The sequence below is a fragment of the Paraburkholderia sp. CI3 genome, from assembly GCF_050436505.1.
Classification (GTDB): Bacteria; Pseudomonadota; Gammaproteobacteria; order Burkholderiales; family Burkholderiaceae; genus Paraburkholderia; species Paraburkholderia tuberum.
In genome coordinates, this window is sequence record NZ_JBNDMI010000004.1 from 4,077,713 (window position 1) to 4,097,415 (window position 19,703).

Below are 19,703 nucleotides of genomic sequence, written 5' to 3' on the forward strand. Positions count from 1 at the left end.
TTAAGGTCTCGATATGGGCTCTGCACGGAGTGAGACGCCGTTGTCTTCGAGGTACTGCAGGAGCTTCATGGCTGTGCCTTGCTCCGCCAAAGCACTTCTGAGGGCTTGGCATTCGTCTTGCAGCTCCGCCGTCAGAGACGTCTTCGAGGCGCGCTTCCTGTTCGGCTGTTTGCGCCACTCGTCGAGCTCATCGTCAAGGGTCTTGAACAAATTGAAGAGTTCGTCATTCGTTCCGACCGTGGACGTCGGTATTTTGAGCATCTCACAGATAGTCTTACGTGCCGCTTTTCCGAACTGGTTGACAGGAACTTGGCTAATTTTGGTCTGAGTCTTCCATGTCCTCAAGCGGGCCGCGTTTTCAAGTTTCTTCTCGATGGATGATGCGTTGGCGCTCATCTTTTCTCTCCATCTTCGAGGGGCGGGGTGTCCGAACCTGTTCGTTTTCCGAGCGAGACCACATTGGGTCGCCGAGTGCGAACCTCCCGGAGTCGATTGTTCAATTTTTGGAGTTCGTCCTCATAGTATTTTTTTTGTCGAACTTGTAGTGCCCGCGTTTCTTCGAGCTCCTCGTTGGCAATCCGCGCTTGTTCACGGTATTTCAGAATTTCGCGTTCCAACACCTGGATGAAATTCTGCTTCTGCTCTCCGTCTGATTGCGCGTCGGTGATTGCTTGCTTAGACCTGGTCTTGTCAAGCTGACTCGAAGCGGTTTGTTCAATCGCAGCAAACAACGAGCGTATCTCTTCTTTCAACGTTTTGTTGTGTGGGGCGTCTAACGTGCCACGACTAAACGAACGAAAGTTAAGGATGGCGGGGTGCTTTTGAAGGGTGTAGCGGCATTGAGATTCGTGCATCCACTGCGAAAGACCCTGCATGTCTTTGGGGAAGTAGTCTAGTTGCAATTCGTCGTTTTCATCGCAGACGCAACGCCCTTCATCGTTTCTAACCCATGGAATGCCAGTGTCAATCCACAATCTCAAGATGATGAGCTTCGCTTCGATGGCTTCTCGGGCCTGCAACGCAAGCGGTGATTTCGTGTCCTTGAGCTCAGTCATTTCGGGAGCTCCTCTCTAATCGTGGTCCAACTGTCGTAGAAACGTTGGAACCGGACACCAGAGCCTTCGGCCATAGCCTTCTCCGACTCAATCACTTCCTTGAGCGTTTCGATGAGCGCTTGCGCCTGCTTGCGAAGTGCAGCCGGCAGACGCTTGTCGTTAGCAGTTTTGAGGGCGGATTCCATTTCCTTTTCGAAAATTGAGAGTCCGACTTCAGTCGAGATGGAGTGAACGCACCCACTGCACATGCTTGGGCAAGCCAGTTCGATTCTCGGACGCTCGCCGTCAAAGCAGTTCGATTGCTCCTTGGTTTTGCCGGCGTCTCCAGCCATGCAAATGGTGTTCCCTTCGACTAGTCGATAGCCGCGCTGCTCGAGCTCATCTGCAATCAACTCGGCCTTCTGGGGAAGGGGAGCGAGCTTGAAGTTTTCCGGTAGAGACAACCTCTTCAGTAGCGCGTTTACCACTCGAGCGAACCCTCCCCCGAAGCGGCGTTGCCCGGTGAGCAGGTCGGTGAGGATTTCTATTAGATAAAGCTTCCGTTCCTCTCTCAGCATGCTGGCGATATTGAGTGCCTCAGTCTCATACCCGGCATAGTGTGCCTTGATACTGTCTTCTGGAAGGCCATTAGCTTTGTCCCGATAGTAAGCGAGCAGACTTTCTATGGAGAAGTCCTTCATGTATTGCTGCAACGCCAGTAGTTCCGGGGAGTCGAACCTGTGTACATAGAGCGTCATGAATGTGCGCCTGAAAGGCATCTGCCTACCCAGGAAAATCGTGGGGTCAATGCCGGCCAGCCGAAAAAAAGCCTTGGACGCTTCGCGAGCATTGAAAATCGGTCGCTCGGACTTGAATCCTGTCTCCGTGAATAGTGGAAACTCAAAAAGCTTTTCTGTTCGAGCGATTTCCACGTCTGTTTTGACAGATACTGCAGATGTGAACAGCGGCCGAACAATCTGAAAAATCTCTTCGAGAAAACTTACTGCGTCAGCAACTAGCTGATTGCACCAAGAGGTAGCGTAAGCACCGATAGATTTTTGAATGTACGTCTCTATACGGTGAAATGGAATATTTTCTGACACTTTAACGCAGCATCCGTGATAAAGGCCATAGGGTTTTTTACTTTTCCCTGCCCCGTGGATTTCTCCAGGCCTGCGACCAAGATTCGTCGCGATGTTAAAGTAAAGAGCGAACAATGTGGTATTGACAAGTGTAGAAGCAGAGTTGTCGCCGTATTTGCTCGCCTTGCCAACCCGAAAAGGAACGCGAGCCGAAGCGAGAATGCTGTTGGCTTTTTCGATGACCTCCACAGTAAAAGGTCGGGGCGACGACCGCTTCAGACTAATTTTCGATTCCAGCGAATCTCTTAGGAGTCTGAGTACCTCCAAGATTGCATCCTTGTAATCATATTGCCAGCGCAACGCTTCCTTGAAGCCTGCAACGGCAATGTGGAGGGGCATGTTGGGGGTCGCATGTTGACTGGGTGCCTGCACCGCCTGTTGCGCACTTTCCTTCGCCCATGTATCGATTTCCTGTGCCAAAGCATCCAACGATGTAGTTGGAGCGTCGCCCTGATGCATAGGGGTAGCGATGTGCTGTCCAGAAGCGCTCTGGATGTGTTCTCCGGTAGCCTCTGTGGAGTCGTCGGAGGAAACCGTAAGAGGTTTCTTCGTTGCGCGCGCGCGGCGCTTGTCACCAGCGGCTAATTCCCCCGCCGTTTTAGGAAATGGATGAAATCGAATGCTATCGAATCCGTCCTCTAACAACGCTAGTCTGTTGATAGTAGCCAGCGTCATCAGATGCTCTCTTCTGGTAGGGCCGGCGCGGGTCGGCTTGTCGAAAGTATCGAAAGCGGGTATTTGCTTTGTGACCGCGGCCGTGCGAAACCAACGCGGAATATCGTTACCGTTAATTGGTAACCCTATCCTAAAAGACAGAGACTCAGAAGAAAACGCCCATGTTCCGTCATCACGTTGTGTAGCGATGGCGAAAAGACGTTCTGGATTTTGCAGGATGTTTGTCGCTTCCTGAAGGAGCGCCTTCTGATACTGTATCAAGTCCCACCACCCTTGTTCGGAGACTTCCGCAGACAACTGTTGAACGTGTTCACGGCCGAGTTCAGCAAGCCGGGTGAAGCCGCGCCGAAACATCCAGCAGTAGATGAGAGTTGTGAGCCGTATGGTGTCGGTGAAAGCTTGTGCGGCTCCGCCTTCATTGCCTTTGAGTGCGGAGTTGGCTGCAGTCATCATGGGTGGAACCAAATGAGGAAAATCCGCTAGCCTGTGGATACCTGTGTGAATGCCTACGCCGCCGGTTGCGTTCACTAGGAATGCGCGCGTATCAAATTCGCGGACCTTGGAGCCTCGAAACTTGATGCTCTCAGACACGTCAATCCGTATGATTTTGTCATCGAAGTCGCTGAGGAATCGCCAGCTTTTCTCTTCGTCCGGTAACGTTGTCGGTGAAGTTGCCGCGATTTGTCTAGGGAAACGCTGATTAATGGAGCTCGGCGGTCATCGCTCACGTAGCCGAAGACGTTATAGAAGGCAGCTCACAGAACGGACTCACGAGGATGACGAGGCAGATCGGCTTCGCGGAAGTGGAAATTGCAGGCAAGAAGCGCGTGACGAGGCGCCAACGCTTCCTGGCGGAGATGGAGCAGATTGTGCCGTGGCAGCGTTTGCTGTCTGCAATCGAACCGCATTACCCGAAGGGCACGCGAGGCCGTCCGCCGGTTGGCTTGGAGCGAATGCTGCGGATCTATTTCCTGCAACAGTGGTACGGGCTGTCGGACGAAGGGCTGGAAGACGCGCTGTATGACAGCATTGCGCTGCGCGCCTTCGCCGGCATCGATCTGGCAGTCGAGAACGTTCCGGATGCGACCACGCTGCTGAAATTCCGGCGCCTGTTGATCGAGCACGAACTGACACGGAAGCTGTTCGACGAGATCGGTATCTCGCTGTGTGAGCGTGGACTGATGATGAAGGAAGGCACGCTGGTTGATGCGACGATCATCGAAGCGCCACCGTCGACCAAGAACGCCGGGAAGAGCCGTGACCCGGAGATGCATCAAACGAAGAAGGGAAACGAATGGCACTTTGGGATGAAAGCCCACGTTGGCGTGGACGCCGATTCGGGCTTGGTCCACAGTGTGGTTGGCACGGCGGCCAACGTGTCGGATGTGTCGCAAGCCCATTTGCTGCTGCACGGCCATGAAGAGGAAGCGTTCGCCGACGCAGGCTACATTGGTGTAGACAAGCGTGATGAAATGAAAGGCAAGGCAGTAAATTGGCACGTCGCTGCCAAGCGCGGAAAGATCAAGGCGATGCAGGACGGGCCGCTGAAGGACCTGGTGACTGCGCTTGAGCGAACCAAGGCGCAAATCCGTTCGCGCGTTGAGCATCCGTTCCATATCATCAAGAACCTGTTTCACCATCGCAAAACCCGATACAAGGGCTTGGCCAAGAACACGGCGCAACTGTTCAGCTTGTTCGCTCTGGCGAATCTGGTGACTGCGCGAAATCTGTTGCGATCGGTTCATGGGAGCAATCCGTCATGCGTATGAAAAATGAGAGAAGAGGGGCTCGTTTGCGAGCCAAATTCACCGAAATGAGCGTCGATTCGATTCGTTATCCAGAAAATTTGACGCGTCTTGATCTCAAGCCGATCCGACAGTTCATTAATCAGCGTTTCCCTAAGACATCGTCGAGATGAAAAATCAGCTTTGAAAGGTCACGCGGAAATAATTTGGCGATAGCCGTGTTGAAAATATGTTTGACGTCAGGGTCATGCGCAGCTTGATTCAGCAATCGGATGAGCTTATAAGCCCGTAGGTGCGACATCGGGCACTCCGAACTGGCGAGCATCTCTTCAAGTAGCCCGCCTCGTCGATAACCCGTGCTAAGCAAATCTAAAGTTTTGATTACTGGAGTTTCGACGTCGCCACGGGTCCGGATGCACGACAGCTTGAGGGTGCGTTTAGACCATACATGTGTGGTTTGTTCGACGGCTTCCACGACGCGTCCCTCCACCGGGTTGAGGTGTGGCGGGTGTGAGAAAAGCCTGAACACGCTGCAGACTGGGGCTGCCGTGCCTTACCCGCTCGAGGAAGCGTAGGAGACTGAAAAGGCTTATCAAATAATGGTTTACCGCTGGTCGGTCAGTCAGTCGGGCCTAGGGCTCGACATAACATCCCGTACTCGCCGTACGAGTGTCCCTTCAGATAGACGGGCGCCGCTGCCGCGAGCATCCCCGTGCGTGCGTCGGTCAGCGTGACGAATTGCGGCGCCCAACCGGTGTCGGGAACCGCGCATTGCGTCGCGTTGAGCGCGCTCAGAAACTCGTGCCGCAAAAACGGCGTGGGCTGCGGCTGCGCGGCGAGGAGGGCGTTCCACTCGGCGGCGTCCACCTCGGAGGGCGAGGCCAGAATGCCCGTGCGATAATCGATACGTTGCTGGTTCAATCTGAGTGACTGTATGCAATGACCGGCGCGGCGCTCTGAAACTGAAGCTGCCACGTCGTTCGTTGAGTTCGTTTATCCGGTTTGTTCAATCCCGTCGAGCCATCGAGCCGCGGTACCGCGAGCCGTGAAGGCTTGCCTGTCGATCCTGCCATGAAGACCCGAATCGCTCTTGCTCAAATCAATGTCACCGTCGGCGACTTCGCCGGCAACGTCGCGAAGATCGTCGCCGCCGCGCGCGCCGCGCACAGCGATGGTGCGAAGCTGCTGATCGCGCCTGAACTCGCGCTGTCGGGTTATCCGCCCGAAGACCTGCTGCTGCGCCCCGCGTTCTATACCGCGAGCGCGGCCGCGTTGGCCGATCTCGCCGCACAGTTGAAGCCGTTCACCGGTCTGCATGTGATCGTCGGCCATCCGCTGCGCGACGGGTCGGACAACCTCGCGCACGGCCCGGCGAACGGCCATGGTAATGCAAACGCGCCGATCGAGCGCGGCGTGCCGCCAGTCGATACGTTCAATGCGGCATCGCTGATCGTCGACGGCGAAGTGAAGGGCACCTATCGCAAGCAGGATCTGCCGAACACCGAAGTGTTCGACGAGAAACGCTACTTCGCCTCCGACCCGCAGCCGTTCGTGTTCGAACTCGACGGCGTCAAGTACGGTGTCGTGATCTGCGAGGACGCGTGGCATGCGTCGGCCGCGCAGATGGCAAAGGCCGCGGGCGCGCAGGTGCTGCTGATTCCGAACGGCTCGCCGTACCACCTGAACAAGGAAGCGGTGCGCTTCGACATCCTGCGCGCGCGCATTCGCGAAACCGCTATTCCGATGGTCTACGTGAACATGGTCGGCGGGCAGGACGAACTCGTGTTCGATGGCGGTTCGTTCGTGCTCGACGCGCGGGGCGAACTCGTCGCGAAGCTCGAGCAGTTCGAGGAAGCCACGGCTGTCGTGGAGTTCGACGCTGGCACGCCGCTGCCGGCCGCGATCGCGCCGGAGCAGTCGATCGAAGCGCAGGTCTACGCGGCGCTCGTGATGGGCGTGCGCGACTACATCGGCAAGAACGGTTTTCCTGGTGCTTTGATCGGTCTGTCGGGCGGCGTCGATTCGGCGCTCGTGCTGGCCGTTGCATGCGATGCGCTCGGCGCCGACAAGGTGCGCGCGGTGATGATGCCGTCGCGCTACACGGCCGATATCTCGACCAGCGACGCCGCCGAGATGGCGCGCCGCGTCGGCGTGCGCTACGACGAGATCGCGATCGCGCCGATGTTCGACGCGTTCCGCGGCTCGCTCGCCGAGGAGTTCGCGGGCCGCGCCGAAGATGCGACCGAAGAGAACATTCAGGCGCGCATTCGCGGCACGCTGCTGATGGCGCTGTCGAACAAGTTCGGCTCGATCGTGCTGACCACCGGCAACAAGAGCGAGATGGCGGTCGGCTATTGCACGCTGTACGGCGACATGGCCGGCGGCTTCGCGGTGATCAAGGACATCGCGAAGACGCTCGTGTACCGGCTGTGCCGCTATCGCAACGCGGCCACCACGTTTGCGACGCGCGACGTGATTCCCGAGCGGATTCTGACGCGCGCGCCGTCCGCTGAGCTGCGCGAGAACCAGACCGACCAGGACAGCCTGCCCGAATACGAAGTACTCGACGCGATCATGCGCATGTATATGGAGGAGGACCGTTCGCTCGCGGAGATCATCGCGGCGGGTTATCAGGTCGACGACGTGAAGCGCGTCACGCGCCTGATCAAGATCAACGAGTACAAGCGCCGTCAGGCGCCGATCGGCATTCGCGTCACGCATCGCGCGTTCGGCCGCGACTGGCGTTATCCGATCACGTCGCGCTACACCGAACCGGTGGAGTGAAAGACGACACCCGCGCGCGGATGCCGCAATGCATCCGGCGCGGCGTAGAATAAAAATCATCCTTTTCCTTTCCACTCTTCCCATCAAGAGACGAGGTTCGCCATGAAGCGCATCACCGCAGTCATCAAACCGTTCAAACTCGACGAAGTGCGCGAGGCCCTCGCGGAAGTCGGCCTCACCGGCCTGACCGTTACCGAGGTCAAGGGGTTCGGCCGCCAGAAAGGGCATACCGAGCTCTATCGTGGTGCGGAATACGTGGTCGACTTTCTGCCGAAAGTGAAGATCGAAGTCGTGGTCGCGGACAGCCAGTGCGATCAGGTCATCGACGCGATCATCGGCGCGGCGCGTACCGGCAAGATCGGCGACGGCAAGATCTTCGTCGCGGACGTCGAGCGCGTCATCCGTATCCGTACCGGCGAAGAGAACGAAGCAGCGGTATAAGCCGACGCAATCACGCACCGGCCCGGTGCGCGCAACGGCAAAAACCGTGCGCCGAATAAAAAACGGTGCAATACCCTTGCGGATATTGCACCGATACGCGCCTCTCGCAGCAGCGTGAAAAAGATTCTCTTGAAGAAACTTGTATTACACCCCGAGGGATGACCCTCGGGGCGTACCGTTCGATTAGAACGAGTGCTGGATACCTGCGTACACGCCGCTTTGCTGGCGGCCTTGCAGCGGGTTGTCCGTTGCAGCGGCGAAGCCCGCATTGTTCGCGTTCAGACCGAAGTTAGCATTGCGGCTGTTGCGCACCGTCGCTGCCTGCAGGTCGAGCAGCGTGCGCTTCGACAGGTTGTACGAACCGCCGATCGTGTAGATCGTCGCATTGCCCGCGCCGTTGTTGCCGTTCACGTGGTAGACCGCCGCGATCAGCGCTGCAGCCGGCGTTGCCTGCCACGTCACACCGCCCCATTCGTGATTCAGAGTGGTCGGCTGACCATATGCAACGGATGTCGCACCTGCCGAACGGACTGCCTGGTAAGCAGCCTGAATCTTGAACTGGCCGAGGAACACGTTCAGCAGAGCGGAGTACTCGCGCGATGCCGCGAATACGCCGTTGCCCGTGTTAGCCGTATTGATGCCGTTGTTGGCAACCGGACCGCCCCACAACTGGCCGTTCGCCGGGTTGCGGATTTCGTCGTACAGACCGCGGATCTGGAACAGCGAGCTGGTGTAGGTGACCTGCGCGCCAGCTTCGCGACCTTGCGGCGTCGAGCCGTTACCGTTCCAGCTCGTCGCGTTCGACAGCGCGTACTGACCGTAGAAGTCAAAGCCTGCGATCTTCGGCGACTGGTACGCGAAGTTGTTGCTCGACTGCGGCCAGTTGCGGCCACGCACCAGCGATGCCGACGACCAGTCCGACTGACCGAACGGGTCGAAGTCCCACACGCCGTTCGAGATGAAGAGCATGCGGCCCATCGTGAACGTACCGTACTGGTTGTTCGAAATACCGACCGTTGCCCAGCGATTGAAGAGACCGCCGCCGCCAGGACCTGCACCCGTCATCGTGTTGAACGCGCCTTCCAACTGGAACAGGATCTTGTTGCCGGCGCCAATGTCCTCGACACCCTTCATGCCCCACAGGCTGGTGCCCCAGTCGCCGCTTTCCGCCTTGAAGCGGTTCGAGCTGGTGTTGGCCGCGCCGTTGGCGTTAGCGCCGGTCGGGACGCCGGACATGTACTCGAGACCTGCATCCAAACGGCCATACAGCGTGACGCTACTCTGAGCGTGTGCAACAACGCCGGCCGACATCAGCGCAGCGACGAGCAAAGCTTTCTTCATCTTCTCCTCCATACCCTGTCAAAAAAAAGAAACCCAGTACTGCGAGTGGTGTTCGGACGCGATAAGCACCGAACAGAAAGCGGTACCAGGGGAGAGTGGCGGGTGGATAGGGATTCTCCTGCCATGACATGTAGCGTCGAGCTATCTTTGCGTCATGCCGATCCCACGCCGACCGGTTCTCCTCTGTGTTTTGAAGTGAAACTACTTTTAATCAACTTTGTTTTGGTACTTTGGTTACCAATTTATCAAAAATAACTTTAACTGGGAGAAGAAATTAGTACCGCCAACAGGGGGTGTCGCCAAATTGCAATACGAATGTGGGCTGGGACCCGAAGGAGTTCCTCGGGAAAAGGCGCAAAGCCTTGTCCGGCAAGGGAATCGCGGCTTGGAAGGGGTCGTATTAAGGATTGTCACTATTGACGAGTCAAAAGCGGCAGGTTAGGGCGAAAACTCGGCCTGAATGGCCCGTTTTGTGGGATTTTCGGCGCTTTTTCGTCGTTCGAATGGCCGGGCGGAAGGACATGGTGAAAACGAAAAAGGCGCTCGTAAGCGCCTTGTAAAACTACATTGACTACATTTTCTATGCCATTCGCATCATAAGTCGCGGGTAATTTTATTACTTGAGACTGCCCGACAGGAATTGCTTCAGACGTTCGCTCTTCGTGTTCCTGAACACTTCGTCGGGATGGCCTTCTTCCTCGACGCGGCCCTGGTGCAGAAACATCACGTGGTTCGACACGTTGCGCGCGAAGCCCATTTCGTGCGTGACGACGATCATCGTGCGGCCCTCCTCGGCGAGCTTCTGCATTACCTTCAGCACTTCGCCGACGAGCTCCGGGTCGAGCGCGGAGGTCGGCTCGTCGAACAGCATCACGTCGGGGTGCATCGCCAGCGCCCGCGCAATCGCGACACGCTGCTGCTGGCCGCCCGACAGATGCGACGGATACTGCTTCTCGAGACGCGGCGCGAGACCGACCTTCTCCAGATATTCGCGCGCGCGGTCCTCGGCTTCCTTGCGCTTCAGACCGAGCACATGCACCGGCGCCTCGATGATGTTCTCGAGCACGTTCATGTGCGACCACAGGTTGAAGTGCTGGAACACCATCGAAAGCCTGGTGCGCACACGCTGCAACTGCCTCGGGTCCGACACGCGCAACGCGCCGTCCTTGGCGGTCTGCGTGCGCACTTCCTCGCCGTCGACGAAAATGCGCCCCGCGTTCGGCTGTTCGAGAAAGTTGATGCAGCGGAGCATCGTGCTCTTGCCCGAACCGGACGAACCGATCACGCTGATCACGTCGCCGGCATTGGCTTTCAGCGACACGCCCTTGAGGACTTCGTTGTCGCCGTACTTTTTGTGAAGCTCGTCGACGAAGAGCTTCTGCTTCTTGGAGTTCATCAGGATCCTTAACGAGCTTGCTTGTCCAGGGACGCGCAGTTACTTGCCTTGCGGCCGCAGGTAAGCGAGCCAGCGACGCTCGGCGCGGCGGAACAGCCACACGAGCGCGAAAGAAATACACAGATACAGCAGCGCGGCGATGCCGAACGCATTGAACGACTGGTACGTCGCGGAGTTCACGTCGCGCGCGATCTTCAGGATGTCCGGCACCGTGGCCGTGAACGCGACGGTGGTCGCGTGCAGCATCAGGATCACTTCGTTGCTGTAGTAGGGCAGTGCGCGGCGCAGCGCCGACGGCAGAATCACGCGCCGGTACAGCGTGAACGACGACATGCCGTACGCGCGCGCCGCTTCGATCTCGCCGTAGGGCGTCGCCTTGATCGCGCCCGCGAAGATTTCGGTCGTGTACGCGCAGGTATTCAGCGTGAACGCGAGCAGCGTGCAGTGCATGCCGTCGCGAAAGAACGCGTTGGTCAGCTCGTTGTTGCGGATGATCTCGAGGCTGTAGAGACCCGTGTAGCACAGCAGCAGCTGCACGTAGAGCGGCGTGCCGCGGAAGATATACGTATAGAGCCACACGAGGCCCGCGAGCCATTTCTTCTTCGACACGCGCGCGACCGCGAGCGGCACCGACAGGCAGAAGCCGAGGCCGATCGACACGACCAGCAGCCATAACGTGATCGCGACGCCGGTGAAGCGATAGCCGTCGGTGAACAGATAGTTGCGCCAGTATTGCTGAATGATCTCGATCATAGATCCGCCTTTCGCACGCCGGTCGAGTAACGCTTTTCGAGGTACATCAGCACGAAGTTCGACACGGTGGTGATGACGAGATAGATCGCCCCCGCGAGCAGGGTAAAGAAGAAGAACCGCAAGGTACCCTTGCCGGCGTCCTGCGAGGCCTTGACGACGTCGGCGAGACCGATGATCGACACGAGCGCGGTCGCCTTGACCATCACCTGCCAGTTATTGCCGATGCCCGGAAGCGCGAAGCGCATCATTTGCGGGAACATCACGCGCGAGAACACCTGCCAGCTCGTCATGCCGTAGGCGGCGCCCGCTTCGAGCTGGCCGCGCGGCACCGCGATAAACGCGCCGCGGAACGTCTCGGTGAAGTACGCGCCGTAGATGAAGCCGAGCACCGCGACGCCGGCCACGAACGGGTCGATGTCGATCTGCTCCCAGCCGAGCGCGTCGGTCAGGTTGTTCAGCCAGATCTGGATGCTATAGAACAGCAGCAGCATCAGCACGAGATCGGGCACGCCGCGCACGAGCGTCGTATACACCGTGCCGATGCCGTTCGACAGACGGTTCTTCGACAATTTCGCCGCCGCGCCGAGCAGGCCGAGCACGAACGCGAGCGCGAGCGAGAACACCGCCAGCTTGACGGTTTGCCAGGTGCCGCTGAGAAGCAGCGGGCCGTAGCCTTGAAGGAACATAGGTAGTCCACGACGATGCGCTACGCGCACCGCGAAAGACGCGGTCCGCATAGCGCCGCGTCGGGGACGAGCGCCTGGCTCGCCGTGATCCGCAGCGCACAGCGTGCCGCTGTGCAAATCATGCTGCAGAAACGTTGGTGCTCCTGCAGCGCGCTTGTGGGACTTTCGTCTCGGATTGTTTTGAATCTACTGCCTGGTGAATCTACCGCCTGGTGTCGCCACCTTCGTTGCCGCTTTCACTGCCACCGGCACGAGCCGGCTTACCACGCAGTATCCTGCCTGTTTCGCTCAACGGCCGGGATAAATGTCGAAATCGAAGTACTGCTTTTCGAGCTTCTTGAACGTGCCGTCCTGATGAACCTCGGCGAGCGCCTGATTGAACTTCGCCTTCAGCTCGGCATCGCCCTTGCGCAGACCGATCGCGGTGCCTTCGCCGATCGTCTGCGGATCCTTCACTTCCGGACCGGCCCAGGAGAACCCTTTGCCGCGCGGCGTCTTCAGAAAACCGGCGTCGGCCTGCACTTCGTCCTGCAGCGCGGCGTCGAGGCGCCCCGACGCGAGATCCGCGTATACCTGGTCCTGATTCTGGTACGACACGACGAGCACGCCCTTCGGCTCCCACCAGGCCTTCGCGTACTGTTCCTGCGTCGAACCCTGCTCGACGCCAACGTGCTTGCCTTTCAGCGATTCAGGGGTGGGCCGAAGCGGCGAACCGGTTTTCGCAATCATGCGGGCGGGCGCGTCGAACATCCTGTCGGAGAAGTCGATCTGCTCGCGGCGCTTGTCGGTGACGCTCAGCGAGGAAACGATCGCGTCGAACTTGCGAGCTTTCAGCGCCGGGATGATGCCATCGAGATCCTGCGCGACCCACACGCACTTCACGTTCATCTTCGCGCACAGCGCGCGGGTCAGATCGGCATCGAAACCGACGATGTCGCCATCAGGCGCCTTCGATTCGAATGGCGGATAACTGGCGTCGACCCCGATGCGCACCGTTTTCCATTCTTTCGCCATCGCGCCGGTGGCCATGACTGCCAGAGCCACGCACAGTGCGAACTTCTTCATGTTTCTCCTGAATCAAACTGATCGTCGTAATGACACGACTCGACGAGCACCGGCCGAGGGCCGACGGTCGCTATTCTAGGCGGTCAAAATTGCCGTGCCGCAGGGATTGTCGCCGCGCTCTGGTCGTCCTTGCGCGGGCGGTTCGTCCGACGTGGCGCGCCGGTCCGGCGCGTTCGGTGCTTATCCGGCGTGGCTCGCACGGTGTGGTGCCGAGTCGAAGCCCGTCGCGCACCGGTTGCGGCCGACCCACCGAGGCTTGCCGGCGCGGCCTGCACGTCCCGCGGGACGTCCACGCGGCTTGAAAAGCGCGGTATTTTACCCGAAGAGCGGCAAGCTGCCAGCGCAGCGCGGCATCGAGCGGCAAGACGCCGTGCAACGCGTTGTGCGTGCGCGACGCCGGCGCGGTTTTGCGGGCGCCGGGCTGCCGGGCGCCGGGCTTTCCGCGCGATGGGCTCGCCGGTCGCGCGATTGCATGCAGCGATGGAACGCTGCGGTGCGGTTGCGCACGATTGTTATGGGGGGGCGCAACCCCTACATTCCCAACATCGCTCTGATTGACTACTTACCGGGAGACTTTCCATGATCGAGATTCGCCGCTCCGCAGAACGCGGTCACGCCAACCACGGCTGGCTCGACTCGTATCACAGCTTCTCGTTTGCCGATTACCGCGACCCCGAGCACGTGCACTTCGGGCCGCTGCGCGTGATCAACGAAGACCGCATCGCCGGCGGTCAGGGTTTCGGCGCGCACGGGCATCGCGACATGGAGATCGTCACGTATGTGCTCGAAGGCGCGCTCGCGCATCGCGACAGCATGGGCAATGGCTCGACGATCCGTCCCGGCGACGTGCAGCGCATGAGCGCGGGCACCGGCGTGCAGCATAGCGAGTTCAACGCGTCGCGCGACGAACTCGCGCACTTGCTGCAGATCTGGATCATCCCGCGCCGCGCGGGCGACCAGCCCGGCTACGAGGAAAAGCGCTTCGACGCCGACAGCAAGCGCGGCCGCCTGCGCGTGATCGCGTCGCCCGACGGCCGTGACGGCTCGGTGACGATCCATGCGGACGCGTCGATCTACGCGGGACTGTTCGACGGCGCCGAACACGCGACGTTCGCGCTGCCGGCGGGGCGCCTCGGCTATCTGCACGTCGCGCGCGGCACGCTGAGCGTGAACGGCACGGTGCTCGAGGCGGGCGATGCCGCGAAGCTCAGCGACGTCGACACGGTGACGCTGGAAAAGGGCGACGACGCGGAAGTGCTGCTGTTCGATCTGGGTCAGTTGAACGGCTGATTCAAGCAGTTGATTCGCGCGGGCCGCCGATCGAGCGGCGAGCAGCGCCAAACAGCAACGCCACGGAAAACCTCTTCCGTGGCGTTTTTCTATTCGCGAGGCGCCCTCCCTGGTCCGCCTCGCGAATGCGCCGCTTATTGATTGGCGGCCGGCGCCGACGCGGCGCCCTTGTGATGCTCCCAGCGCTCGCGCATCTTCTCGTGACGCTGCTCCATCCGCGCGAAGCGCTGCTTCAGCGCCGTGCTGACGGTGGTCTTCTGCTGGTCGTTCAGGCCGTTATAGAACTTCAGCCACGCGTCGGTGGTTTGCTGACGCAGTTGCGCGTCCTTCTGCTCGATCTGCTGATGCGTCGCGGCCATCGCGTTCAGATCGAGGATCGGCTGTTGCTGTGCGGCCTTGAACTGGTCTTGAACCTGCTTGTGGTTGGCGCGCATCGCTTCGTGGTTCTGCTTCATCGTATCGAGCGCGTTTTGCCACAGCTTTTCCTGATCCGCGTTCAGCTTCAACTGGTCGTGGAGTTGGGTCAGTTCCTTCATGAAGTGGCCATGCCAGCCGCCGGGCCCGCCGTGCGCCTGCTCGGCGGGTTGGGCGGCGTAAGCGGCGCCCGCGCCGATGGCGAGAGCGGTGGCAGCAACGGCGAGAACGCGCGACATTTTTTTGGTGGACATATGAGGCTCCTTGTAATGGAATAGCCGACGAAGCAACCGGTCTTTGGACTGCCTGCACTCGGTAAGGCACAGCGTAGAGAACCGCGTGCGCCGCTGTGTTACGCGCCCGGACGCCGCTATTACCAGCAATTACGTGTGGCTTTCACCGTAACACCCGGTAACCCTTCAGACCGTTTGGAAAACGAAATCCCTTTTGGCTGCGCGTTAAACTTCATTTCATGGCTACTCAAATCCTGGTCGTCGACGACGACGTCGAACTGCGCGATCTGTTGCGCGACTATCTCGCCCGTCAGGGCATCGAAGTTTCGGTGCTGCACGACGCGGGCTCGCTCGAACGGCGCCTCGAGCGCGAGCGCCCCGACCTCATCGTGCTGGACCTGATGATGCCCGGCGTGGACGGCCTCACCGCGCTGCGCAAGCTGCGTGCGTCGGGCGACGATATCCCCGTCATCATGCTGACCGCGCGTGCGGACGACGTCGATCGTATCGTCGGGCTCGAACTCGGCGCGGACGATTACCTCGGCAAACCGTTCAATCCGCGCGAACTGCTCGCGCGCGTGCAGGCGGTGCTGCGGCGGCGCCGCACGCTGCCGTCGGCGGCCGCGCCCGAGCAGCGCGAGCCGTTCAGCTTCGGCCGCTTCACGCTGGATTTCCAGTCGCGCACGCTGCATCTCGAAGACAAGCCGCTCGCACTGTCGGGCAGCGAGTTCGCGCTGCTGAAGATTTTCGTCAATCACCCCATGCGCACGCTCACGCGCGAGCGCCTGCTGGAACTGCTGCACGGTCCCGAGTACGACGGCACCGACCGCGGCATCGACGTGCAGGTGTGGCGCCTGCGTCGCATTCTCGAAACCGATCCATCCACGCCGCGCTTCATCCAGACCGTGCGCGGCCGCGGTTACGTGTTCGTGCCGGACGGCGAGCAGCATGCGTCGGCCCATTGATTCGCTGTTCGGGCGGCTCGCGCTGCTCGTCGTCGCGGTGCTGTTGCTGTCGCATTTCGCGTGGTATGCGCTGATGCGACTCGAACGTTCGCAACTGCAAACGCGCTACGCGGTCGAGGAAGCGACCTTCCTCGTCGACGCGGTGCGTCAGCACGTCGCCCGCACACCGGATCAACCGCTGCCGTCGCGTGTGAAGCTGGTCGACCCGGCGAGCCCGGACGTGCCGGCGGCCAGCGCGAACATGCCGCCGCCGCTCGCGCGTTTCGTCGAGGACGTGCGCGACCGCATGCCGGCCGACACCCAGGTGCGCGTCGGTCCGCCCGGCGCTCCGCCCATGCTATGGGTGCGCGCCGTGACCGATCAGAACTGGATCGTCGTGCCGGTGCAGCCGCTGCGCATGCCGCGCTCGCTCGACCGCACGGTCTTGTGGCTCGTCATCATTTTCTCGTTTGCGGTGATGGCGGCGCTGTTCGCCGCTTGGGCGCTGCAGCGGCCGCTGCGCTTGCTCGCGCAGGCGGTGGCGCGCTTCGGTCGCGGGCTGCCGGTGCCGCCGGTGCCCGAGCGCGGGCCGCGCGAGTTGCGGCAACTCACCCATGGCTTCAATCAGATGGTGCAGGAAGTCGCGCGCACCGAGAACGATCGCGCGGTGATGCTTGCCGGTGTCGCGCATGACCTGAAGACGCCGCTCGCGCGTCTGCGGCTGCGCGCCGAAATGATGGACGACGCGAAGACGCGCGACGGCGTCGTGCGCGACGTCGATTCGATGACGCATATCGTCGAGCAGTTCCTGCTGTTCGCGCACGACGGCGCGGACCGCAGCGAACCCGTGGAAGTGGATGCGCAGTGCGAGCGTGTCGTGCGCAGCTATCGGGCGGTGGCCACCAGTGCGCCGACCGTGCACACGGAACTGAACGCCGGGCCGTCATTTCTGCTGCCGGCGGCCACGCTCGACCGGATTCTGTCGAATCTGATCGACAACGCGCATGCGTATGGCGCGCCGCCGGTGGTCGTCGCGACCGCGCGCACACCGCAGAGCTTTACGCTATCAATTAGCGACAGCGGCACGGGCATCGCCGCCCAGGACCTGATCAACGCGAGCCGGCCGTTCGTGCGGCTCGATCCGGCGCGAGGCGGCAACGGCCATAGCGGGCTGGGCCTTGCGATCGTCGAGCGGCTCGTGCGGCGCGCGGGCGGTGAATGGGAAATCGGCAATCATGGCGGCCGCGGTTTGCGGGTGTTGATGAGTTTTCCGTTCGACGTGCTGCCGCGGGTCGCGACCGCCTCGGAAAACGCCTGGTAGAAGCAGGGTGTTGGAGTCGCGATGCGCGCGCGAGGCGTCGGCATCGCGAGCTGCGAGAGCTCAGTCCGAAAACAGCGTATTCAACGCGTTCGCCGTTTCGCTATCGACGGTATTCCACGTCACCGATTCCGCCTCGAAGATATAGTGCGTCGTATATTTGCCGAGGCGCGCGAGTATTTCCTCCTGAATCAGTTCCGGCGCGACCTCCAGTTTCAGATACCACGCGGTCGACGACAGACGCGTCTGGAACGCGCCGTATTCGGCGAGCAGATGGTCGAAAGCATCAGCGTCGTGATCGCGACAGACGATCACCAGATTTCCCTTCATGCGAATCTCCCGTTAGTGCGGTAGTGACAATCCGATATCAGGATTGATGATACCTGCTTCGTTGTGGGAGGCTCGGCGTCGTTTTCAGCGCGGGGCAGGGTGTCGGCGTGGGTTGGCTGAGCGGAGAGGGCGATACCGACGCGCGCTAAATATTTCGGCGAGCGTCAGGCATTCACCAGGCATTCACCGCGGTGCGCGCAGGCGGCGCCGTATCGTCGGGCGGCAGTGCTTCGGTGCGGTCGCGCCCGCCGGTCTTCGCCGCATACAGCGCGGTATCGGCGCGGCTCATGAGACGCTCGGGCAGATCGTCGGGCGACAGTTCGGTGATGCCGATGCTCACGCTCAGCCCCGCCGAGGCCGGCAGCTTCGGCGAGGGCACCGCTTTCAACCGCAGCCGCAGACGCTCGACGACTTCGCGCCCGCCCGTCAGATCGGTGGCCGGCAGCAGCAGGCCGAACTCTTCGCCGCCGAGCCGGCCGACCGCGTCGGAGCCACGCAGCTCGGCGCGACACGTATCGACGAAATGTTCGAGCGCGCGGTCGCCGGCGGCGTGGCCGAAGCGGTCGTTGATCTGCTTGAAGTGGTCGAGATCGGCGATCGCCATGCACAGCGGCTCGCGCCCCGCGTGCGCGCGATCGATCTCGTGGCGTAGCAGGTCGAGGAAATAGCGCCGCGACAGCGCGCCGGTCAACGCATCGTGCCGCGCCTCCGCCGACAGCAGCGTATTGGCCGACTGCAACTGCTCGGCGAGATCGCGTGTCGCGCGATGGTGGCGCCGCTCGCGCACGTAGGACACGGTGATCACCCACGCGAGCGCGACGGTGCCGGCCAGCGTCAGGAACACCAGCAGGTGGTCGCGCTTGTGGTTGCGCAGCAGCTCCGGCCACGCGGCGAGCGGATCGACCAGGTGCGCGGAGAGACCCGAGTTCAGGCCGCCGCGGTTCTGATAGAGCGCCGGGGCCGGCCGTTCGATCATGCCGAACAGCTGCGCGGCGACCGACGCCGGCACCCACGGCGCCTGCTCACGCACTTGCGTGTCTTCGCGGATCAGCATGTCGGGGAACGTCTCCCGGCGGTAGATGATGCGCCGCTCGGCGGGGCTCATCAGCGTGACGCGCGAGTTTGGCAACGCGTGGCCTTCGAGCGCGCTGTTGTGCGCCATGATGATGACGCCGTTGTCGTCGGACACGAAGGTGCCCGCGTGCGCGACCCAGTGGCGCAACCGCGCGATGCCGACCTTCGCGACCACCGCGCCGACCAGCAGCCCGTCCGCGTACACCGGCGCGGCGATGAAGATGCCCGGCTCGCCGCTCGCGCGACCCACGCCGTAGGCTTCGGAGAATGCGCCGAGCAGCGCGTTGGTCAGATAGCCGCGCGCGCGCATGTCCACGCCGACGAACGATTGCTGCGCACCCTCGGGGTTCGACATCGTGCCGCTCGACGCAACACAGATGCCGTTCGCGTTGACGATCCAGACCTGATCGAGCCCGGAGAAGCCCTGCGCTTCGTGCAGGAACCTGCTGACCCCGGCCATCTTCGGATCCTTGAGCAAGGCGGCTCGCAAGGCGGGTTCCGCCGCCTCGCTGTTCACGGCATAATTCTGCGATTGCACGAGGGCACGCTGGACCACGTCCATTTCGGCCATGGTTGCGGGGATGGCGCGGGACATCGCGAGGTCGCTGGCAATCACTTCAGCCATGTTGTCGACGATCGACGTGGACATTTGCCGCTGCGTGTGCAACGCCGCGTCCAGCTCTTGCTGTACCATCCGGTCCGCGACCATGCCAGCCACGAACCAGCAGACGAGTACGATCAGCACGAAGCTGACCGGCCCGGCTACCTGGCGCAAGGTTGTCCTGTTCATCGACCCTCTGATCCGTCTGGCTGTGACATGCAACTTGCTCGTTCGTGGGCAGCGCGCTCTCAACGCTGTGTCGTTATCTGCATCAGCTGCGGTTTCGTCCCGTCGCGAGCGAGGTGCGCTGCGCCGTCGCCATGCCCGGGATGATCCGCTGATAAACAGGTACGTCGTTTCCCGATTTTAACCGTCGCGGGGCACGATGCCACCGTTATTGCTGGGATGCCGCCTGCATATGCCGCGCCGATCAGGTT

General features: G+C 61.0%; 18 protein-coding genes and 1 pseudogene. 6 read left to right on the forward strand and 13 right to left on the reverse strand.

Going from position 1 to position 19,703, the window contains the following annotated elements; all coding sequences use genetic code 11:
- Genes OKW29_RS40170 through OKW29_RS40180 form a run of 3 tightly spaced genes read right to left on the reverse strand, consistent with a single transcriptional unit; the run spans position 1 to position 3,442 of the window.
- Entirely contained in the window at positions 1–396 is a 396-nt protein-coding gene (locus OKW29_RS40170) for a hypothetical protein (protein WP_429294787.1), read from the reverse strand.
- On the reverse strand, positions 393–1,055 hold the full coding sequence (locus OKW29_RS40175) for a hypothetical protein (RefSeq protein WP_429294788.1): 663 nt from the start codon (positions 1,053–1,055) through the stop codon (positions 393–395). The genes OKW29_RS40170 and OKW29_RS40175 overlap by 4 nt, the downstream gene beginning before the upstream one ends.
- On the reverse strand, positions 1,052–3,442 hold the full coding sequence (locus OKW29_RS40180; protein ID WP_429294789.1) for a hypothetical protein: 2,391 nt from the start codon (positions 3,440–3,442) through the stop codon (positions 1,052–1,054). The genes OKW29_RS40175 and OKW29_RS40180 overlap by 4 nt, the downstream gene beginning before the upstream one ends.
- A 185-nt stretch (positions 3,443–3,627) precedes the next feature.
- On the opposite strand from OKW29_RS40180, the gene OKW29_RS40185 reads away from it, so the two are divergent.
- The gene (locus OKW29_RS40185; RefSeq protein ID WP_429294790.1) at positions 3,628–4,620 is read left to right on the forward strand and encodes an IS5 family transposase; all 993 of its coding nucleotides are present in this window, start codon (positions 3,628–3,630) and stop codon (positions 4,618–4,620) included.
- Between the two features lie 118 nt (positions 4,621–4,738).
- On the opposite strand, the gene OKW29_RS40190 is transcribed toward OKW29_RS40185, so the two are convergent.
- Together OKW29_RS40190 and OKW29_RS40195 are read right to left on the reverse strand one after the other, a co-directional pair.
- Complete coding sequence (locus OKW29_RS40190; RefSeq protein WP_429294791.1) at positions 4,739–5,071, reverse strand: hypothetical protein; 333 nt, start codon at positions 5,069–5,071, stop codon at positions 4,739–4,741.
- A 179-nt stretch (positions 5,072–5,250) separates the two neighbouring features.
- Positions 5,251–5,517 (reverse strand): annotated as a pseudogene (locus OKW29_RS40195) (peptidogalycan biosysnthesis protein); the annotation flags it as partial.
- A 150-nt stretch (positions 5,518–5,667) separates the two neighbouring features.
- Here OKW29_RS40195 and OKW29_RS40200 point away from each other — a divergent pair.
- Together OKW29_RS40200 and glnK are read left to right on the forward strand one after the other, a co-directional pair.
- Positions 5,668–7,380 (forward strand): NAD+ synthase, encoded by a 1,713-nt coding sequence (locus tag OKW29_RS40200; RefSeq protein WP_429294792.1) that lies wholly within the window; start codon positions 5,668–5,670, stop codon positions 7,378–7,380.
- Positions 7,381–7,482: 102 nt separating this feature from the next.
- Positions 7,483–7,821: a P-II family nitrogen regulator gene (glnK, locus tag OKW29_RS40205; RefSeq protein ID WP_013088783.1), complete on the forward strand. Its 339-nt coding sequence runs from the start codon at positions 7,483–7,485 to the stop codon at positions 7,819–7,821.
- A gap of 183 nt (positions 7,822–8,004) precedes the next feature.
- Here glnK and OKW29_RS40210 read toward each other — a convergent pair whose 3' ends face one another.
- The 5 genes from OKW29_RS40210 to OKW29_RS40230 form a co-directional block, all read right to left on the reverse strand.
- The gene (locus OKW29_RS40210; protein WP_429294793.1) at positions 8,005–9,162 is read right to left on the reverse strand and encodes a porin; all 1,158 of its coding nucleotides are present in this window, start codon (positions 9,160–9,162) and stop codon (positions 8,005–8,007) included.
- Positions 9,163–9,778: 616 nt separating this feature from the next.
- Entirely contained in the window at positions 9,779–10,558 is a 780-nt protein-coding gene (locus OKW29_RS40215; protein ID WP_429294794.1) for an ABC transporter ATP-binding protein, read from the reverse strand.
- A gap of 39 nt (positions 10,559–10,597) precedes the next feature.
- Complete coding sequence (locus tag OKW29_RS40220) at positions 10,598–11,311, reverse strand: ABC transporter permease (RefSeq protein WP_018419774.1); 714 nt, start codon at positions 11,309–11,311, stop codon at positions 10,598–10,600.
- Positions 11,308–11,997, reverse strand: coding sequence for an ABC transporter permease (locus OKW29_RS40225; protein ID WP_184007926.1), 690 nt, complete (start codon positions 11,995–11,997; stop codon positions 11,308–11,310). The genes OKW29_RS40220 and OKW29_RS40225 overlap by 4 nt, the downstream gene beginning before the upstream one ends.
- A 288-nt stretch (positions 11,998–12,285) precedes the next feature.
- Positions 12,286–13,062 (reverse strand): ABC transporter substrate-binding protein, encoded by a 777-nt coding sequence (locus tag OKW29_RS40230; protein WP_429294795.1) that lies wholly within the window; start codon positions 13,060–13,062, stop codon positions 12,286–12,288.
- 579 nt (positions 13,063–13,641) lie between these two features.
- Here OKW29_RS40230 and OKW29_RS40235 point away from each other — a divergent pair.
- Positions 13,642–14,352 (forward strand): pirin family protein, encoded by a 711-nt coding sequence (locus OKW29_RS40235; RefSeq protein WP_018419778.1) that lies wholly within the window; start codon positions 13,642–13,644, stop codon positions 14,350–14,352.
- A 134-nt stretch (positions 14,353–14,486) separates the two neighbouring features.
- Here OKW29_RS40235 and OKW29_RS40240 read toward each other — a convergent pair whose 3' ends face one another.
- Positions 14,487–15,020 carry a periplasmic heavy metal sensor gene (locus OKW29_RS40240; protein WP_018419779.1) on the reverse strand — a complete coding sequence of 178 codons (534 nt, stop codon included), beginning with the start codon at positions 15,018–15,020 and terminating at the stop codon, positions 14,487–14,489.
- A gap of 218 nt (positions 15,021–15,238) precedes the next feature.
- Here OKW29_RS40240 and OKW29_RS40245 point away from each other — a divergent pair, with 218 nt between their 5' ends.
- Positions 15,239–15,964, forward strand: a complete 726-nt coding sequence (locus tag OKW29_RS40245) for a response regulator (RefSeq protein ID WP_090803560.1) — start codon at positions 15,239–15,241, stop codon at positions 15,962–15,964.
- A complete protein-coding gene (locus tag OKW29_RS40250; protein ID WP_090803562.1) occupies positions 15,948–17,264 on the forward strand; it encodes an ATP-binding protein in 1,317 nt (438 codons plus the stop codon). The genes OKW29_RS40245 and OKW29_RS40250 overlap by 17 nt, the downstream gene beginning before the upstream one ends.
- Positions 17,265–17,324: 60 nt before the next feature.
- Here the strand turns inward: OKW29_RS40250 and OKW29_RS40255 are convergent, their stop codons facing one another.
- Both OKW29_RS40255 and OKW29_RS40260 read right to left on the reverse strand, forming a co-directional pair.
- Positions 17,325–17,591, reverse strand: coding sequence for a hypothetical protein (locus tag OKW29_RS40255; RefSeq protein WP_018419782.1), 267 nt, complete (start codon positions 17,589–17,591; stop codon positions 17,325–17,327).
- A 172-nt stretch (positions 17,592–17,763) separates the two neighbouring features.
- A complete protein-coding gene (locus OKW29_RS40260; RefSeq protein ID WP_429294796.1) occupies positions 17,764–19,455 on the reverse strand; it encodes a sensor domain-containing diguanylate cyclase in 1,692 nt (563 codons plus the stop codon).
- Positions 19,456–19,703: the final 248 nt, after the last annotated feature.

Coding starts and splice junctions, on each gene's coding strand:
- OKW29_RS40170 (WP_429294787.1), bottom strand. CDS start 396: ATGAGCGCCAACGCATCATCCATCGAGAAGAAACTTGAAAACGCGGCC.
- OKW29_RS40175 (WP_429294788.1), bottom strand. CDS start 1,055: ATGACTGAGCTCAAGGACACGAAATCACCGCTTGCGTTGCAGGCCCGA.
- OKW29_RS40185 (WP_429294790.1), top strand. CDS start 3,628: ATGACGAGGCAGATCGGCTTCGCGGAAGTGGAAATTGCAGGCAAGAAG.
- OKW29_RS40200 (WP_429294792.1), top strand. CDS start 5,668: ATGAAGACCCGAATCGCTCTTGCTCAAATCAATGTCACCGTCGGCGAC.
- glnK (WP_013088783.1), top strand. CDS start 7,483: ATGAAGCGCATCACCGCAGTCATCAAACCGTTCAAACTCGACGAAGTG.
- OKW29_RS40210 (WP_429294793.1), bottom strand. CDS start 9,162: ATGAAGAAAGCTTTGCTCGTCGCTGCGCTGATGTCGGCCGGCGTTGTT.
- OKW29_RS40215 (WP_429294794.1), bottom strand. CDS start 10,558: ATGAACTCCAAGAAGCAGAAGCTCTTCGTCGACGAGCTTCACAAAAAG.
- OKW29_RS40220 (WP_018419774.1), bottom strand. CDS start 11,311: ATGATCGAGATCATTCAGCAATACTGGCGCAACTATCTGTTCACCGAC.
- OKW29_RS40225 (WP_184007926.1), bottom strand. CDS start 11,997: ATGTTCCTTCAAGGCTACGGCCCGCTGCTTCTCAGCGGCACCTGGCAA.
- OKW29_RS40230 (WP_429294795.1), bottom strand. CDS start 13,062: ATGAAGAAGTTCGCACTGTGCGTGGCTCTGGCAGTCATGGCCACCGGC.
- OKW29_RS40235 (WP_018419778.1), top strand. CDS start 13,642: ATGATCGAGATTCGCCGCTCCGCAGAACGCGGTCACGCCAACCACGGC.
- OKW29_RS40240 (WP_018419779.1), bottom strand. CDS start 15,020: ATGTCCACCAAAAAAATGTCGCGCGTTCTCGCCGTTGCTGCCACCGCT.
- OKW29_RS40245 (WP_090803560.1), top strand. CDS start 15,239: ATGGCTACTCAAATCCTGGTCGTCGACGACGACGTCGAACTGCGCGAT.
- OKW29_RS40250 (WP_090803562.1), top strand. CDS start 15,948: ATGCGTCGGCCCATTGATTCGCTGTTCGGGCGGCTCGCGCTGCTCGTC.
- OKW29_RS40255 (WP_018419782.1), bottom strand. CDS start 17,591: ATGAAGGGAAATCTGGTGATCGTCTGTCGCGATCACGACGCTGATGCT.
- OKW29_RS40260 (WP_429294796.1), bottom strand. CDS start 19,455: ATGAACAGGACAACCTTGCGCCAGGTAGCCGGGCCGGTCAGCTTCGTG.